The 17,819-nt window shown below is 43.9% G+C and carries 16 protein-coding genes; 7 read left to right on the plus strand and 9 right to left on the minus strand.

Annotated elements, in window-relative coordinates:
* The first annotated feature begins 10 nt into the window (after positions 1–10).
* From DBR43_RS29130 to DBR43_RS29145, 4 genes are all read left to right on the plus strand, one after another.
* Positions 11–2,248: a hypothetical protein gene (locus tag DBR43_RS29130; RefSeq protein WP_124586836.1), complete on the plus strand. Its 2,238-nt coding sequence runs from the start codon at positions 11–13 to the stop codon at positions 2,246–2,248.
* Positions 2,238–3,557, plus strand: coding sequence for a proprotein convertase P-domain-containing protein (locus DBR43_RS29135; protein WP_199757157.1), 1,320 nt, complete (start codon positions 2,238–2,240; stop codon positions 3,555–3,557). Before DBR43_RS29130 ends, DBR43_RS29135 begins: the two co-directional genes overlap by 11 nt.
* Before the next feature lie 54 nt (positions 3,558–3,611).
* Positions 3,612–4,742 (plus strand): DEAD/DEAH box helicase, encoded by a 1,131-nt coding sequence (locus DBR43_RS29140; protein ID WP_124586837.1) that lies wholly within the window; start codon positions 3,612–3,614, stop codon positions 4,740–4,742.
* Positions 4,743–4,936: 194 nt separating this feature from the next.
* The gene (locus DBR43_RS29145) at positions 4,937–5,323 is read left to right on the plus strand and encodes a DoxX family protein (RefSeq protein ID WP_124586838.1); all 387 of its coding nucleotides are present in this window, start codon (positions 4,937–4,939) and stop codon (positions 5,321–5,323) included.
* 59 nt (positions 5,324–5,382) lie between these two features.
* On the opposite strand, the gene DBR43_RS29150 is transcribed toward DBR43_RS29145, so the two are convergent.
* A complete protein-coding gene (locus DBR43_RS29150) occupies positions 5,383–6,216 on the minus strand; it encodes a DUF1080 domain-containing protein (protein ID WP_124586839.1) in 834 nt (277 codons plus the stop codon).
* A 172-nt stretch (positions 6,217–6,388) separates the two neighbouring features.
* Complete coding sequence (locus DBR43_RS29155) at positions 6,389–7,027, minus strand: class I SAM-dependent methyltransferase (RefSeq protein WP_124586840.1); 639 nt, start codon at positions 7,025–7,027, stop codon at positions 6,389–6,391.
* A 122-nt stretch (positions 7,028–7,149) separates the two neighbouring features.
* On the opposite strand from DBR43_RS29155, the gene DBR43_RS29160 reads away from it, so the two are divergent.
* From DBR43_RS29160 to DBR43_RS29170, 3 genes are read left to right on the plus strand one after another with little or no spacing between them, the layout of a single operon-like run.
* The gene (locus DBR43_RS29160) at positions 7,150–7,428 is read left to right on the plus strand and encodes a hypothetical protein (protein ID WP_124586841.1); all 279 of its coding nucleotides are present in this window, start codon (positions 7,150–7,152) and stop codon (positions 7,426–7,428) included.
* Positions 7,425–7,640 (plus strand): hypothetical protein, encoded by a 216-nt coding sequence (locus DBR43_RS29165; RefSeq protein WP_124586842.1) that lies wholly within the window; start codon positions 7,425–7,427, stop codon positions 7,638–7,640. Before DBR43_RS29160 ends, DBR43_RS29165 begins: the two co-directional genes overlap by 4 nt.
* A gap of 48 nt (positions 7,641–7,688) precedes the next feature.
* Positions 7,689–8,081, plus strand: a complete 393-nt coding sequence (locus tag DBR43_RS29170; RefSeq protein WP_124586843.1) for an acyl-CoA thioesterase — start codon at positions 7,689–7,691, stop codon at positions 8,079–8,081.
* A 9-nt stretch (positions 8,082–8,090) separates the two neighbouring features.
* On the opposite strand, the gene DBR43_RS29175 is transcribed toward DBR43_RS29170, so the two are convergent.
* From DBR43_RS29175 to DBR43_RS29205, 7 genes are all read right to left on the minus strand, one after another.
* The gene (locus DBR43_RS29175) at positions 8,091–8,684 is read right to left on the minus strand and encodes a hypothetical protein (protein ID WP_124586844.1); all 594 of its coding nucleotides are present in this window, start codon (positions 8,682–8,684) and stop codon (positions 8,091–8,093) included.
* A gap of 2 nt (positions 8,685–8,686) precedes the next feature.
* Positions 8,687–9,169, minus strand: coding sequence for an RNA polymerase sigma factor (locus DBR43_RS29180; RefSeq protein ID WP_124586845.1), 483 nt, complete (start codon positions 9,167–9,169; stop codon positions 8,687–8,689).
* 62 nt (positions 9,170–9,231) lie between these two features.
* Positions 9,232–10,788 carry an ATP-binding protein gene (locus DBR43_RS29185; RefSeq protein ID WP_233603262.1) on the minus strand — a complete coding sequence of 519 codons (1,557 nt, stop codon included), beginning with the start codon at positions 10,786–10,788 and terminating at the stop codon, positions 9,232–9,234.
* Between the two features lie 10 nt (positions 10,789–10,798).
* The gene (locus DBR43_RS29190; RefSeq protein WP_124586846.1) at positions 10,799–11,590 is read right to left on the minus strand and encodes a hypothetical protein; all 792 of its coding nucleotides are present in this window, start codon (positions 11,588–11,590) and stop codon (positions 10,799–10,801) included.
* An 11-nt stretch (positions 11,591–11,601) separates the two neighbouring features.
* On the minus strand, positions 11,602–12,942 hold the full coding sequence (locus DBR43_RS29195) for a vanadium-dependent haloperoxidase (protein ID WP_124586847.1): 1,341 nt from the start codon (positions 12,940–12,942) through the stop codon (positions 11,602–11,604).
* Positions 12,943–12,959: 17 nt separating this feature from the next.
* Positions 12,960–16,346 (minus strand): DUF4157 domain-containing protein, encoded by a 3,387-nt coding sequence (locus tag DBR43_RS29200; RefSeq protein WP_124586848.1) that lies wholly within the window; start codon positions 16,344–16,346, stop codon positions 12,960–12,962.
* 54 nt (positions 16,347–16,400) lie between these two features.
* On the minus strand, positions 16,401–17,819 hold the full coding sequence (locus tag DBR43_RS29205) for a contractile injection system tape measure protein (protein WP_124586849.1): 1,419 nt from the start codon (positions 17,817–17,819) through the stop codon (positions 16,401–16,403).

Consider the following 17,819-nt stretch of genomic DNA (forward strand, 5'->3'; position numbering starts at 1 on the left):
ATACATTCCGATGAAAAACATAATTTATAAAATATTCCTGTTGCCGGCATTAATGCTTTTCGCAACAAATACGGCAAAAGCGCAATTGCCCTTAGCCTATGGTGATGCTGTGGCCACGCACAGTCCTATTCAAAATAGCGGTGTAGTTTTAAGAACTGTAAAAACTTCCAATACCTCAACCGCCACAACCGGCGGCAATTGGAATACACCCGCCATGACCCCAGCCGGCACCAAACCTTCCAACTGGAGTGCTCCAGGCTGGACGGTTCAAAAGCTTGGTTCTATTTTCGGGGTTACCATAGACGATAAAACTTCTGCACCTAATATTTATGTTTCCTCTACACAAATCTATGGAGGATCAGTACTCAATCAGAGTAAAATTTTCAGGATAGACGGAACCAGCGGTATTCCCACTCAGATATTCGATTTCTTAAATAAAGACCGTTCCTTAGGGAATCTAAAATACCTGAGAATCGGGACGGTGGAAAACATTTACGTTTCAAACTGGGACGGCACCGGCTCCATTAACCGGATCAAATCCATCAATAACGGGGTGACCTGGACTGCGGCAAATACCTTTGTCGCAAAAGATAGCGGAGGTCCGTTAAAAAACACTATGCCCTACGGTATTGCCATCCGAAAGCTTAGCGGAACCGGAAACCCATACCGATTATATTATTCCAGGATCAGCTTGCAGCAGCCCTATAGCGCAAATGACATCTGGTCGGTGGAGCTTGATGTAAATGGGGATTTTGATACCGCAACAGAACAGGCCGAAACGTTAAATATTTCATTGATGGCCGGCGCTTCCACTGCAAGCTTCCCGTACAACAATGGTATAGCCGTTATCTCCGATATGGCCTTTTCAGAAAGTAAAAATTCATTGCTCATTGGTCAGCAAACCTGGCAGAACAGCAACCCAGCTACCTCTCAATTCGCAGTAATGGGCGCACATAATTCTAAAGTAGTGGAGTTCGACAATCAATTGCCATTGGGAAGCCACTCATGGAATGTAAATACAAATTTATATCCTGCCGGAGGTGGGGTGAACAAGAACTGCGCAGGAGGTGTTAGTTATTCCAGTAACATCATGATGAAAGATGATCTTTCATTTGCATGTGATACCACCATATGGTTGTCGACAGACGTAATGTCCGCTCCCAATCCATTGGTTTATGGGATCCAGGGCATGAGAAGAAGCCCGGCCAATACGCTGTGGAATTCCATCTGGATCGATGCAGATGACAATACCACCACCTGGGATAAAACAAGATTGGGAGATGTGGAGGTCTATAAAAAACCTTTAAGCTGCAACCCCTGTTCCTGCGGTAACTGGCAAGGCGGCCCAACGCTTGGCGGAAGCCCTATCCCTGCTGTGGGAGGAACAGCAGGTATAGTTTTAACTTACCCAATTCAGTTTATTCAAGGAAATGTTTCCGGATTACTCAATGCCATTTACAACTGTACAGGCAATTGCAACGCATCTTATTCCTGGCAAATTGTAGCGGCAAGCGGAGTTCCGGTGGCAACCGGCACCAGTTTACCCCTGGATTTAAAACAATACAACAGTAAACTCAGCTGCGGGGTCTATCGCCTCGTAATTAACGCCAAATGTGGCGACAGCGATTGTGGGCGTCTGATCATCCCAATTACCATCATTTGCGAGCCACCAAGTTGTTGCAGTGCTGAAATTGCCATTAAGCAAACGGCTGCTTCATTTAATGTTGTAACCAATCTCGCAAATCCGAATGCTTTCTCCATCGGTTCTGGTACCTTTAGTATTTCCACCACCACACCGATGACTGAAGTTCGTGTCAGTGTTGAAGAGTTCAGGTTGATCGCTTCCTCTCCAAATTGTCTGAACTGCAACAACCGCCCCGTTACCTGGGGAAATATCTTATCTGCCAGTTTAAATGCACAACCCATGAACTTAAGTGGATATATAGGTCCGGTAACAGGAAGTATTGCAGCGGATTATCGCGAAGCCGTCCTAAATTCTACTGTTCCAATTGCCTTAAACCCGGGAAGCCTGAACATCAGGTTATCATTGCCAACCGTCACAGAACTCAGCTGTTGTGAAGTCAAGGTATACCTCTGCCTGAAATTTACTTTCAAAGACATCAATTGTAAGGAATGTGTACAGATGGTTTGTGGAGAGTTCGCACTCAATCCTGGAAAATCTACCGGCACCGTTACAGCTACACCAATAGGTCCTGCTCACATCAAAACTTTTAAAGTTGAACATTAGCAAGATCCCCGTTCTAAAGCCTGAACACCTGAAATGGTGCTCAGGCTTTCTTTTCCTGATCAGATGTTTGTCTGCATCGGCACAAACCTTTACAACCAAAGGAACTGCGCTTTATGATTATTACGGCTATTATTTCAGACAGGAATTTAACATCGAAGTCAGTGGTTTAACTGCTGTTGCGGATAGTAGTTTCGGTTTAGCCTCCGTTTTACTTAACCTGCACCATGAACGTGTGAGCGATTTAAAAATCACGCTGGAGAGTCCGGATGGTGCCAGTATCTGGCTAAGTAACCGCAATGGAAAGGATTCCGGTGCTCATTATATCAACACCAAATTCTCCCAATTTGGAAGCTCGGGATTAATCAGCGCTGCAAGGGCCCCTTTTACCGGAGATTATCGCCCGGATGGGCAGCTGGAGTTTTTAAATCATGGGCAAAATCCAAATGGCACCTGGAAACTGTATATAGAGGATTTAAAAAAGGATTTCAGCGGTGATCTGGACAGCATCCAACTGCTGTTTAGCCATCAACCGGCAAAGGCAATTATTAGAAAGAAATGTGATTTTGAAAATATCGGGCTATGCGACTGTCCGGATGGTGCAGAAAACTGTGATCTGTTGCCGGATTTAGTCATCATTCCTTTTTTTACCGAAAATCAAATCCAGGAGTACGCATGGAATGACCCGCTTTACCCCCGGCAACTGAGGCTTGCAGCGACCATCGCTAACATCGGTTATGGCCCTATGGAGATCAAAGGGACAAAAGCAGAAAAAGAGGGCCGGCTGGCGGTTAACCAAAGAATTTACAATCGAAAAAATGGCGAACTTGCCTATCAGGATTTCCCTGCCGGAACCATGTATTTTGAGAATAAACCCGGGCATAACCATTATCATGTGGATGATTGGGTAGAATTCAGGCTCGTTAAAATCAATAATAAAAAGAGAACCGTCATCACGAAAGGATCTAAGGTCAGCTATTGTTTGTTTACGACAGGGATTATTTATCATCATGATCAGTTCAGTACCATTAACGGAAAGAAATACGGAGAAAATATGCCTAATTACGGTCTTGGATACTATCCTTCCTGTAATTTCGATAAACAGGGAATTAGTGTTGGCGGATACGATACTTATGGAATGTTGTACGAAGGCCAATACCTGGAACTGCCTGAGAACCTGAAAAGTGGAGATTACACCTTGGAAATAGAGATCGATCCGCAGCATTGGTACCGGGAGCGCAATAAGAAAAATAATACCTTTAGCATGAAGGTTCATATCGGAAAACAAGTTGTTAAGGCCAGTCGCAGATAAGTAAAACCTGTCTTCCCGCGATTTTTGCTTATTTTTACAAAAAAATCGAGTAATATGCCTTTTACGTCCTTAGGTTTATCACCTGCTTTAACAAAAGCACTGGTAGATCAAAATTTCACAGTACCTACCCCTATTCAACAAAGTGTTATACCCGCTATATTAGATCATAAAGATGTTTTAGCCATTGCCAAAACAGGCTCCGGAAAAACGGCAAGTTATGTTTTACCCCTTTTAATGAATGTGCAAAAGACATTCGGACTAAAAAACCGCCATGCGAATGTATTGGTTTTGGTGCCTACCCGTGAGCTTGCTGAACAGGTAAAAAATGTGTTTATCACCTTTAGTCAACCACTTCCTGAATCGATTAAAACCCTGGCTGTTTATGGTGGTGTTTCCATCAATCCTCAAATGATGGCCATGCAGGGGATCAATATATTGGTTGCTACACCGGGCCGGTTATTGGAACTGGTAGCTTCAAATGCAGTGCATTTATCGGCTATTGAAACATTGGTACTGGATGAAGCAGACAAAATGTTGAACCTCGGATTTAAAGAAGAGCTGAACAAGATTTTATCACTTTTACCTGAAAAGCGTCAGAATATATTGTTGTCTGCCACATTGAGCAATGATCTGCAGCATATCCACCAAATCCTTTTATATGATCCGGTAGTGATCAAGATTGAAGCGGAAGAGGAATCTTTGGACCTGATCAACCAGGTAGCATACATTGTTTCAGAGGAGAAGAAAGGTCCCTTTTTACGCTACCTGATCAACCATCATGACATGAAACAGGTATTGGTTTTCGCTTCTTCAGTTCATCAGGCGGATGCCATCGTGAACAAGCTCCGCAAAAATAATATTGATGCAAAAGCCATTCACAGCAAAAAAAGTCAGGGTGCCAGAACCGAAGCTTTACAACATTTTAAATCGGGCAAACTGCGGGTCCTTGTGGCCACAGATTTAATGGCCAGGGGAATTGACATTAATTTCCTTCCCTTTGTGATCAATTATGAGTTACCCCGTTCTCCTAAAGACTATGTTCACCGCATCGGCAGAACCGGTCGCGCAGAGGCCGCAGGAGATGCAATTTCGCTGGTTAGCCAACATGAACTGCACCATTTTGAGGTGATTCAGAAAAAGATGGGTAAAAAGGTCAACCTTATTGACGGACAAAATATCATCTAAGCAAATACAGTAATGATCATTAAGGTCTTAAAAGGCTTTCGAACGCTAGTTCGGAAGCCTTTTTTTATGCGGGAACGATAGCGCTATTTTTATTCCCAATCCATTGATTTACAACATTAAAATAGTAATTTAATTGTTAAATCCGCGGGCTTTAACAGGGCTGGCATAGATTATTAACCATTAAAACCAACAAAATGAAAATCGTAAAAACCGTATTGTGTATTCTTTTCGGCCTGATGTTTATCAATGCCGGATTAAACAAATTCTTTAATTATATGCCTATGCCAAAAATGACGGCAGAACAGATGGCATTAATGGGAGCTTTTGTTAAGATTTCCTGGTTGATGCCTTTGATAGGTGCTATTGAGGTGATTGGCGGTCTGTTATTTATGTTACCAAAATACAGAGCCCTTGGTGCCATTGTTATTTTACCGGTAACAGTAGGCATTGTACTTCACAACGCTATTTTCGAACCATCTGGCCTGGCCATCGCATTGCCGTTTTTCCTGATCAATCTTTGGATGATTGGAGACAACTGGAATAAATACAAACCTATGATCAGTGATTCAAAGACCTATTAATTTTTCTATCTGGCAATCGATCGTGTAAATATGAATATCTACACGATCGAAGATGCCCTTTACTGTTTCAGGACCTTTTCTATTACCTTAGTTAACTTCGATTGATCTTTTGAATAAGCTTCCAGGTTATAAAGTCTTACTTTTTTAAATTCAATAGGATGGCTTTCACTCTGTAAGGAAATATAGCCACCGGTTAAGGCTTTGCCATCTTCTTTCATCTTCGGATCATAATTGGCTACGTTGCCACCACCGATTTGAGGCTTTGTATATTCCAGCACCACTTCCTTATCAATAATGTGTTTAATCACTGAATCTCCCAAAACCAGGAATTGGGCCATCACCCATTGATCACCGGCATAAGTCTTAGATTTTGAATCTAAACAGTGCGGCGTAAACAGTTTCCCTTCATAAAAAACGTTTGTACCGGGGGTACATAAATTGCTGGTAGGGCGGATATGTGTACCGTCACCGCCTAAAATCTGTGCTTCTACAGAGATTGGAAAATCCTGGTCTTTAAGCATCGTTTCCGGTGCCTGACAGTGCAGCATCGCTCCGCTATTTCGCAAAGCCCAGCCTTCCCCTCCTTTGGCCTGTTCCCCAACAAAACGATAGGTGACCTCTAGCAGATAATAAGAGAAGGGAGTTTTGTAAAACATATGCCCGTATTGCTGATCAAAATCTGCATAGCCATCATAATTCACTTTGATCAGGCCATCTTCAACACGAAAAGTATTCGCATAGTTTTCGTTGTAATCATGTTTAGAAATTTTGATGTTCCAGTCTTTCAGGTCTTTTCCGTTAAAAAGATCTATCCAGCCCTTTTGGGCGGAAGAATGGTTGACAAATAAGAAAGTCAGGGATACAAATAGCGACAAGCCGATTTTTAGTTTCATACTTAAAAGCAATGGTTAGGCTTTAAAAATAGGAATTTTATCTTCGTTTTTTTCAGGAAAGTAGGCTTAATGAGTATTAAATCAAAAATTTCCACAAGTCTGCTTATTTCGACCAGTTCCTTATGATGTAAAAAACCAATCTTCATCCTGAAACTGGTTTAAGATTCATCAGCTATCTTTTTATCGCGATTATAATAATATCTGTTGTTTCGGTCCCCTCTTGTATCAAATAATGCTTACGCTGCAGTTCTACAATTTCAAAACCCGTTGCTTTTAATGCCCGGACCAGATACTCTTCCTCATGAAAATGAATATAGATTTCATCTCCTGAACTTGAGCGCTGAAATCCGGAACTGCTATAGTCCCCTTCCATTGTACTTAAATAAAGTACGCCCTCAGATGCTAACAACCGGAATGCATGAGTGATGAGGTCCTGTGCTTCTTCTTTTGACAGATAAGGCAGCGCAAAACCACACATAATGGCATTATATCTTTTATCAATTAAATCAATGGCCCTACAGTCCATCAGTTCAAATGTGGCGGTTGGGTTATTTGCCCTGGCGAGGTCAATCATATTCAAAGACAAATCAATGCCTAAGAGTTTGAAATCCGGGCGTTTCTTTAATAAGTATTTAGTGATGTTGCCAGGTCCGCAGGCAAGCTCTAAAATATCAGCATTTTCTTTAGTGATATGATGACAGAATAAATCGAAGGATTCCTGATATAATTTCGTATCCATAAATTTATCCTGGTACTCCTTTGCACGTTTACTAAATACCGCTACCGCGATTTTTGTCTTATCCTTTTTCATGATAGCTGTGCAACTGGCAGAATCTTTTAACAATAGCTATTTATCTATTACTTATTAAATAAAAAAAAAAGAGATGCAACGCCGGGCCAATTTCCTGGTCTGTTAAGTTAAAGATATATAATATGAGAAAACAATTTACTTTAATATTTTTTATTTGTGCTTCCCTCATGACGAAAGCTCAGGACCATCAAAGCCTAATTATTACCTCAGACATCGATCGGTTCTGGATGGCATATGACAGTGCGGGGACAACTACTGATACGTTAAAACAACAACAATTCTTCCAGCAATTATACATCGACAAAGCGACCGAGGGTTTGAGAAGCTTTATGAAAATCTGTTCCTATGATGCACCCCTCTATGTACGGTTGATCAAAAAACACCCTTTTCTGAGCCAATGAATAAAACATACTTCCTCTTGCCGCGTAAAGGCAAGGGAGCACAATATCCGATTTCCGGAACGACTGGTTTCTCCGAAGACCTTAAATCTTTCAAAGTTAAACTTAACTTACAGCCAGGAAAAACCTACGAATTGACCATCACAGGAAAAGACTTTATCTCCCAGAGAGGCTATCCTTTGAAAGAATATAAGCTGCGTTTTTCGACTAAATAAGATTCCTTTCTTTGTATAAGCCAATTATTTCCATCTTTACAAAACAATATGCAAGAATATATTTTTGAAATTCAGTTAAAGGTAAGAGATTACGAATGTGACCTGCAGGGCGTGGTAAATAATGCCGTGTATCAAAATTATTTAGAACATGCCAGGCATGAATACCTCTCGTCGAAAGCGATTTCCTTTAAGGAGCTCGCAGAAAGAGACGTCTTGCTCATGGTTTCCAGAATAGAGATGGACTTTAAAAGATCACTCACTTCAGGTGACGTTTTTTCGGTAAAACTAAGAACAGAACGACAAGGTTTAAAACTCCTGTTTTTTCAGGATATCTTTCGCAGTGCCGACAATAGCCTATGCCTGAAAGCTAAAGTTGAAGTGATTGCCAAAATAAACGGTAAACTGAACAGAGGAGAAGTCTTTGACACCCTGATTTTTTAAAGACCACACTTAATCCTGCAATTCCCTGAGTATATGCTCAGCATCATTAGTTGTGTTGACATAGCTCCTGAATACCCATGCTGAAAAATAGTAAAAGAAAGGAAATCCGATCACATACCAGTACCATAACCTTGTTGCTTTAAACAGATCCACTCCTGCAATCAGCTGCGCCATCAGCGGCAATATGGTTAACATCAGGATTGATCCCAAAAGAAAATTTAGCTTTTGCACCCATACAAATTCAATTTTTGCTTTTGAACAAGCCAGTAATGTTTCCTTATAATTGCCGGCAGAAATCTTCAAAGCATGAAGCTTATAAATCGCCCTGACAGACAAAACGGGCAACAAAACCAGGATAAACGCTGCAATAACACCGCAGCTCAGTAAATACCAGGTGTTTAGCTGATGAAAATTAAACAGCAGGTAGATCAGGGCGATAGCGCAAACAAATATACCGATGGCTTCAGGTATCCATATTTTATTTAATTTACGCCTGTAATTGCCCTTTGTCATTTGCAACAGTAAAGCGTCGCTTGTTTTCTGTTGTTTTTCAATCGATACAGACATCTCCGTCCATAAGGATTTCATTTCATCTAATTCCATATCTAATTTATTTGAGTAATGATCTTTTGCCTGATTCTGTTTAAACGCGTCCCCACATTGCTGGATGTAAAACCGGTTAGTCCGGCTATTTCCTCATAAGATTTTCCCTCCAGGTAAAGCAGTATAATGGCCTTCTCTATGGTATTGAGCTTCCTGATCTGTGCATATAAGTGCTCAATCCGTTCCTCCTTTGAAACATCTGGCACCTCTGCCCTGTTCAATACCTGTTCGTTGATCGGAATATGTTCGCCTTTCCTTTTCTCTTTTTTCAGCTGTGTGATGGCAGTATTTAATGCAACACGATACATCCAGGTGCTGATTTTAGCCTCATTTTTAAAAGAATCAAATGACTTCCAAAGCTGATAGACGATCTCCTGATACAAATCCTGCTCATCGTCTTTATCATCAGTATACACCTTTGCTACCTTATAAATAAGGCTTTCATGTTCCCTGATGATCGCAATAAATTCATTTTTACTTTGCATTGAAAATCTAGCTATAGCTAATTAGTATAGGAAGCGAAGTAAAAATCACAAAAATCTCCATATTAATTAAAAGGCTTACCTTCTTTCAGCAATTCTTTCTTTATACCGTACAATACATCCGCCAGGTAAATGTTCTTTACCGCTTTTTGCTCGTTATATCTTTCCAGTGCTTTAATACTGGCATAATGAACCACATTTACAATGTAACCACCTGAAATCGGATAACTCTTTACAAGTTCGGGAATGTCAACAGTTTCCTCTTTTTCATCACAAAACCGGACGTCCCCGGGAAAGGCCAGACGCCATATTTTAGCCCGCTCGTCTGCTTCCGGTAAAGAGAATTTAAGGACCGCATTGAACCGGCGAATAAAAGCATCGTCAATATTGTTCTTCATATTGGTGGCAAGAATCACCATTCCATTATAATCTTCAATCCTTTGAAGCAGGTAAGATACTTCCTGATTGGCATATTTATCATGGGCATCCCTCACATTTGTCCGCTTTCCAAATAAAGCATCCGCCTCATCAAAAAACAGGATCCAGCCTTTGTCTTCGGCCCTGGCAAAGAGCAGTTCGAGGTTCTTTTCCGTCTCTCCAATATATTTTGACACAACCATAGACAGGTCAATCTTATAGACATCTTTACCGACTTCCTTGCCCAGTAAGCCCGCAGTAAAGGTTTTTCCCGTTCCCGAAGGGCCATAAAGCAAAGCGCGGTACCCTCTTCTCAGGCGACTGCCCATTCCCCATTCACCAACCAGCTGATCATTATATTTCAACCAGCTTTTCAGTTCATGGATCTGTTCTTTAAGTTCATCATTGATCACCAGATCACCCCAACCGAGGTCGGTATGAATTAGCTTTGCCGGAAAATTCATGCTGAATCTTGGCGGAATGGGCTTACCGTAAATGAAAGTATCCAAATACTCCGATGAGAGCGTAATTTTGCCGCTCATCACCGGCTCTCCGGATGGCTGATCAGTTAACCATAGGATCTTGTTCTTCTCAAATAAGTGATCCGGCCAAAACAAACGCTGAATCTCCAGACGCCGCTCAAAATCATCATCTCCCAGCAGGAAAACAGCCGTTTCCCCAGTGGGTATGAAGCCCCTGAAATCTTTCCCCCGTACGCCTCCTATTCTCTGGAAATCTCCGGAATCCTGAATTTTATAACTGATCACCCGGTCAAACAGGTCGGATTGAACATGCGGGACGAGTCCAATCAGCAATAAAACGGCCTCGTCGGAACTGAGTTGATGCTCCTGAATAAAGTTTGCCAAAGCCGCCGACCATTTGCCGGTATCCAGCACGGGCTCCTGATGATCTTCATCTGAAGGGAACCAGGTATTGAGGCGATATAAAATCAATTGTTCCAGATACCTCAATTCTTCAGGGGCATTCCGGTCGGTAAAGCTTTGGGACATATGACTTGAATTTATATTTTTTGTAGGATCATCTGGTTTTGCTGCTCTTTCATCATCGATTAACGTTGCAGCTTCGGCTGGATCAGACGCTGTCGTAGCTGTTAAATCCCCACCTAAAGAAGGCTGTTCCGTCCGACTGAATGGCCCTTCATTTTGATTTCTTCCAAGAATTGATTTTAACTTCTGCAGGTTCATTTTCTATTGGTTAAGCCATTTTTGTATCGCCATCAGGTATTTCAAAATCTCCTTTTTCCGGAGCTTCCGGCTTTTCTATTTTTGGCTCCGGCACCTCCACTTTATCCGGAATACAATTGCTCTTTTGATTGGGGTCTACATGTTTGCCCTCACCGCAGCAATAGCTAAACATAAAATTCCATCGTTCCGGCGGACAATTTACCGGCCGGTCTACATTTCCAGGCACAGGTTTCTTCTTAAAATAGTTTTTGATCTGATCGATAGAATCTGAGCTCACACAGGCATTTTCTCCTCCGGCTGCTGTGCCGGGAACCGGGCCGCAACCTTCCCATTCTCCGTTTTTCCAGTTCAAGGTAAAAGTCTGTTCATTCCTGTCAAAAGGCCCGCCTGGCTGAACGGCCGTTGCCGGGCCTTGTTCTTCCTGTTTTTGAATGCGCCTTTCCTGTATTTCTTCTGAATCTGGTTCCGGTTTTTCCTGAATTTCCTTATCTGCGGCCATCCGGGCATCGTTAGTGCCCTGCTTTTCATCCTCAGCGGAGGTTGCGAGGCGTTGCACACTACTGATGCTTCGTTCTTGTATTTCTTTCTTTTCTGAGGGCTTATTGACCACCTGATCTGCAACTGCATCTGCCTCATGTTCATGTCGGTCACCAGACTCGTTTACCGTTAACCTGGCCTGAAAAAAACCACCTGCAGTTTTCGCAGCAGCCTGTCTCTGCTGATTGCCGAAAAACGGTTTTTGCTTTTTGTCATCATGCATATTTGCATTGCGCTGACGATAAACTCTTGAGCGGTAAGGCATAATTTTAAGATTTAATCGTTAAAATAAAACAGGGCTTTTTCCCAGGCATTCGTCCCTATATTAATCCCCAGCTTCTGCCCTTCTTCGTTTCCCCGGGGAAAATGAATTCCCCCATAAATCCGGGACAATCCTGCCTGTTCGGCAGCACTGGTAAATGTGGGCCAGTCTAAACGGACTTCCGTACAGGGTGCCTTACCCGGCTCGATAACAGAACTTCCTGTTTTCAGCGTCGTGCAACCTCCAAAGTGATCGCTTCCCGTAAATTGCCTCAATACCGTAGCCGCAGCCCTGCTAAAACTACTGTGCCCGGACACATGTTCGGGAAACGGAGGTGTTTCAATATAAGGAATCCATTGTTCTCCTTTGATCGTCTGAGTGCCCTTACCCGGACCACCCCAGGCCTGTACCTCCAATCCTTTGTAAATTGTTCTGATCGCCGTTATCGGACGCACAGAATTGTAGTGGTATTTCGCTTCCCAGCAGGCGATTGAGGCATCAAACAAAGCATTGCTCATGGCAAAAAACAATTTGATACAATCGGTATTCCGGTATTGTTCCCTTTCGGCGATAAATTGCGCGATCTCACACCAATGCCCCGGAGGGCTAAAAGTTCCAGGGCCATCCGCCCAATAAGAGGCAATTGCTTTCTGCTCCTCTGTCAATGCTGCGCTGATTTCCAATACTGCTTTCACCTGAGGCCGGAAATCAAAATCTTCCTTCCGGAACGGAGGGACCGGCCGGAACTGCCCGTTGAAATTTAAAGAGAATGATTTCAATAATCCCCAGTGTGGGGTCAGAAATTGCTGGATAGTGCCTCCCTCTTTTCTCAGTGGCTGCCAAAAACTCAGGTCGTTTACCTGATCCGGAGTGTTGACCGGCCGATAACCAGTATAGTCAGACCAATTCGGCATGTGTAATGTGCCCTGCTGATTGGCACCATCGCCATGTCCCCTTTCTGTCAACAGCCTGCCAACCAGGTTGCCAATTCCCTGAGGGAGGGCGATGTCCAGGGTCGTATCGTCTGGATCATAATCACAGGTACACATCAGGTCACGGAACAGGTCTTTTTTTTCTGAAGGAAGTGCCAGCCAGAACAGGTCTGTTAACACCCGATAAGCAGCATAGCTGAATGCTTTTCGAGTATGTTCTTTTACACATTCCTCATCTGCCATTTTAATGTATTTTGCCGTCGTGGTGCTGATGGCGCATTTATCAAAGACAGACCATGCATCATACATCGCAGTATGTGCCATCGCCAAAGCCCTGGCAGCCAGTGGCGGTGAAGTTTTAGTGAATTTAATGGCATCGAGGATAAGCTGATTCCATTGAAGGGCGAGTGGTTTTTCTGACATGGTTGTTTTTAATTTAATTAGAACAAAACGCCTTTATTATAACTTCTCCTGATTGCACTCCAGTTTTGATCATCCTTAACGACACAATAGACCCTGCAATCAGGAGTGAGTGGTACCGTCCTGAGCCAGCCGGAACACCGCGGACAAGGAACCCTTTCTGAAAAAATTGCCGCCAACGTAAAATTACCCGCTCCAAATCTCCGGTTAGCTTCGATGAAGATCATATCTTCAGAATGGAGCCCCCCTCCAGGTATATTAGCAGCAGCCACATATTCGATGCTATTGTTAACCAAAAATCTTGCTACAGCAATGTTGCTGGCTCTAAAATTAGCGACTGTGGTACCTGTAGCCGTTCTTAAAAGACAAGCAGGAATCCGAAGATCATCTGGGGTTGGCCCTACACCAATAAATGGCATTGAACCTCTGGTAAGGCCGAACATCAGGGATTTTTCGTAGCAAATACCTTTCTTTTTCTCACATGCATCCGGATTGATCCGATCCTTCCTTGCAGTCTGCAACATGCCATTTGGAGATACCCCGACATTTGACAACGCCCCATCTGTTGTACCGGGATTGTTTTTTTGATGGGTATCAGGATCCTCTGTTAGTACTTCAGGTGATTTCCTGCCTTCCACTAAATTTTCTGTACCCGTTCCATCGCTTAGGCCATCTTCAAATTTAGCTGCAATCTGACCCGGAGCTGAAGGGCTGACAGGTACCGGTTGTGGCCGCGTTGGAAACGGAATTACCCTTCCTGGTCCCGCAGGTGCGACCGGTTGGGGTTGAGGTTGAGGTTGTGGCCGCGGTACGGGTATGGGTTGAGGTACCGGCGTCGGCTGTGGCGGTGGTACTGGCGTTGGTTGCGGTGTTGGCTGTGGAGTGGGTTGTGGCGTTGGCTGAGGCTGTGGTTGGGGCTGAGGGCGTGGTTGCGGTACCGGAACACCTTGAGGGGCACCTTTTAAGAAATTGGCAATCAAGGTAACCAGCTCAGCCAAAAGTGCCATCAGCGCCTGTAGTACCAATGCCACACCCATGGCTATAAAACTTGCCACTGAAGTTAAAATGTCAATCTGGCGTTTTTCACAAAGCTGCCTTGCAGTATACAAACGTATCAGGCTGATGATGACGGTAGCGCTTTCCGCGGCAAGGAAAGAAGTCATCAGTAACTCTCCAAAGGGCGCCATTGTGGCCACTCCTGCGAAGAAACCGGCCACAATACCAGGAACAACGCCAACCTCGGCCGCAGCAATCCCGCCTAAGACCATTTCTACCAGGATCACAATAATGGCTACGTATCCAATTAAAAGCCCTACTACATTGTTAAGTGTCCTCCACAAGGCCAAAGGGAAATCCAGCAAAATTAAAAAGTTGGACCAGATATCATGAAGGCATCCAAGCGGATCATCGAAGAAATTCCTTGGCATGTAAAGGCTATCAACGGCGGTTGCCCAATCGTCGTACCAGAGTTGGCTGAATTGTCTGAAGATCGCCCTGATTGTTGCCGGTGGCCAAAACGAATTGACCACAGTGGTCCACAGTAATTTCTTAAGGTCCAGTTCGGCCCAGGCCCTGGAAATGTAGTACACAATCCCACTGCCCACCTCATCCAGCGTCGCAGTGCGTCTGTCTTCGGCATCTATAGGTACCCTTTGAACAGTACCGCTATCCCCTTCCTGCGCAGATCCACCCGGGTAGTTTTGTTTTGCAAGGTCATTTCCCACAGTTTCCGCGCGGCCGGGGGCTTCTGCGTTTAATTTCGCAGCAATCTGGTCAAGAAATGGCTGGATGGTGGCCTGTGGATCTTCAAACAATTTAGTGAAGTAATCTGACACTTCTTTAAGGCTCCGTACCATGGAGATCACCCTGTCTATCGCGAATCCAATTACATTATCGGCGAAGGACCGTACCGCAGCCAGGATCTCCTGTATCATGCTGGTCAGGCGCTGCCAAAGATCCGTCCAGAATGAGGTAAACTGAGTCCATAAAGACCGAAGGCCGCTAAAGAGCGAGCGGGCCTGTTCTTTTATCCCTTCTGGCAACAGGTTAAATGCAACATTATCGAATAATCCTTCTATAGTCTCAAAAGTGTTGGTAATGAATCCAGAAACGGTATCCCAAACCCCTTGTCCAAATTGCAATACGCCATTGATGACGGAATTAATCCCAGTCCAAAGCGCAGAGGCCCCCTCTTTTGCTGAATTCCAGACATTCCCCAGGAGATCGGCGTTCATCATTGATAATGCCGACATAAAGCCTGACAATGGTGTAGTAATGAAGTGGATCAGGTCGCCAAACCCGTTTTTAATGTCTTCAAAGCTGGTCCGTCCGAATTCTTTGACACTTTCCCATTTTTCATTCAGCCAGTTGACTCCCGAATTCACCAGATCGCTGATTTGTTCAAAGACCCAATCTACGGCAGCACTGGCCTGGTCTCCTACCCACTCTGCGCCATCGGCGATCTTCCCACCTACCCATTGTGCACCGTCAACTACGCCACCTGCCGCATCAGATGCGGTTTCACTTACCCAATCTGCAGCATCACTCATCCAACCCGGCAACCGTTGAATTTTCCTCTGAGCTGGTTCAGATCCACCATTTTGTTGCAACGTATGCGTCAACTCGTGTGCTAACAAGTGTTTTCCTGAATCTGATTCGGTATCGTACTTTCCGGAGTTAAAATAAATATCATTTCCATGTGTAAATGCCTGAGCATGTAAATCTTCACTCATTTGCTGGGCATTACTGCCGGTATGAATTCGCACACCAGAAAAATCAGCTCCAAATGAAGATTCCATTTGTGTGCGGGTGCTTTCCGGTAACGAACTGCCCGTTCCCGAAGAGGCATTCAAATTACTTTCAATCGATGTCGGGGCTACTTGCGCGGAATGATCTTCTTCCTTTTTTTGTACTTTCTGTTCCTCTTCCTTCTCACAGCTGGCACATTTACGCTGAACCGGTTTTTCATCTCCCGGAGGTTCTCCATTGCTTTCAAAAATCGGTTTACGCCGTAATTCTAATGGTGATTCCTGAACCAAATCTTCCTCTTCTTTCTTTTGCAGTTGCTCTTCATGCTCACAAGCGGAACATTTTGCCTGTATCACCGGGGTAACGGGGCCTACCAATGATTTGGCCTGAACAGCCGATTCCTTCCTGCTCAGCACTTGGGGTGTTGCAAGTCGCTGTACCACCTGATCTGCCCTGGCATCAGCTTCCTGTTCGTACTTATCGTTGGGCTGGCCTACGGTCAGTTTCCTTTGAACAGGAAATGAATTGCTGCTCTGTTTTTGAAAAAAAGGTGTTTCTGCAGAGGAATCGCTGAGCAAAGCAGTATCCGCCCCCTTATTAAAGAAAGGAGTCCCGGATTTGGCGGGTGTTGCCACTGACTTCGCTTCGCCAGCTTTCATAGTTTATCTTTTAATACCACATTAAATCTTCTGCTATCTGCACAGACCTTGCTTCTACCTCCACTCTACCCGGATAACATCCTTAAGCCAGGGCAATTTTATCATGCTTAAATTCCATGGCAAATGATCGAGTAACACATCAATCGCCGCCTTCTCTACCTGTAAACCTATTTTTCCTTCCAGGACCTGTACCTTTCCTGTTCGCTGTAAAAACCCTTCACGAAGGCCTGCCGGACTGGTATTCTTTAAAATCTCCCATGAAGCAATGGCTGCTTTCAATAAAGTATCCGCTTCTTCCATTTCCAGGTCAGACAGTTTAATACGTTTTGATATTGGCTGATCGATCGGGTAAGCACAAAGAATTTTAGGCATCAGGAGTTCATACTCCTCAGCTTTCTTTTCGCCAGTGGCGAGATAATGCAATAGGTAAATTGCCTTTTCCCGGGCATCTATATTTAAAAACCTTTTCTCCTGCAGTAAACCAAGCAGATGGAACAGGGAATTTAAAAATGGATGGAGCAATACCAATCCGGCGGCGGTAGTAAAAACACCTTCCTGGATTTCTCCCTCCTTTTGATCCCAGACACCTGCTTTTTCTTCCGGAAAAGATTTGTCCGCTGTCTGATCAATGCCTTCCGTTATACCTGCTGCTAAAAACACATCTGTCTTGCCTGGTTCGGCAGCGCTGATCATTTCCTGAATCTTGGATGCCAACACCCTCCGCAACGCAGTTCCGCTTGTTTCAACAGACACCTTTAAAATCTGCTTCAATATGGTTTCATAGCTCAGATTGAACACACGGATCAGTTCTGCTGTTTTTTTTGCAGATCTGGATTTTTGCAGAGGAACTGACCAGTCTGATATGCGGTCATTCAGCTGATGGACCGCTGTAAAGAATTTCGTTTGCTTTTCGGCCGTCAGTATTTCCACCAGTTTTTTCAGAAATGACAATGGGTGCTGACGGATGACCCTTAATACAAATGTCTCATTCCCACGGATCTCCCTTCTCAGTACTTCAATGCTCGCATAATCGGTAGCCAACTCTTCCAGTACCAAATCGTACCATTTTGGATTGACCTGAGTCGCCGTCCATGGCAAATGTCCATTTTGCATATAAAAAAACCACTGCCGGTAAGCATTCGCCGGGGTGGAACGTTTAACGGCTCCCAGCGCATCACCGGCTAAAACCTCGCCCTGAAAAATGGCTTTTTTGATTTCAGTTTTGAACAGCTCATAAAGATCAGGGTTCCAAACGATCTGGCTGATTTGAGCCTCAGTAATGACACCGAGATCAATTTCTATCCGGTCCAAAGAAATAACCTCCTCTTCTGTAACCATTTTATCAAACTCATGCTCGAGCAAAGGGACGAGATACTTCCAGAACTGATCGCTGAATTGCTGCTGTATGCGAAAGCTGTCCAGCTGCTTATCCAACTGAAGGTCAATCTGCTGTTTTCTGATCAGGTGCTGCAT

The sequence above is a fragment of the Pedobacter sp. KBW06 genome (assembly GCF_003852525.1).
GTDB lineage: Bacteria > Bacteroidota > Bacteroidia > Sphingobacteriales > Sphingobacteriaceae > Pedobacter.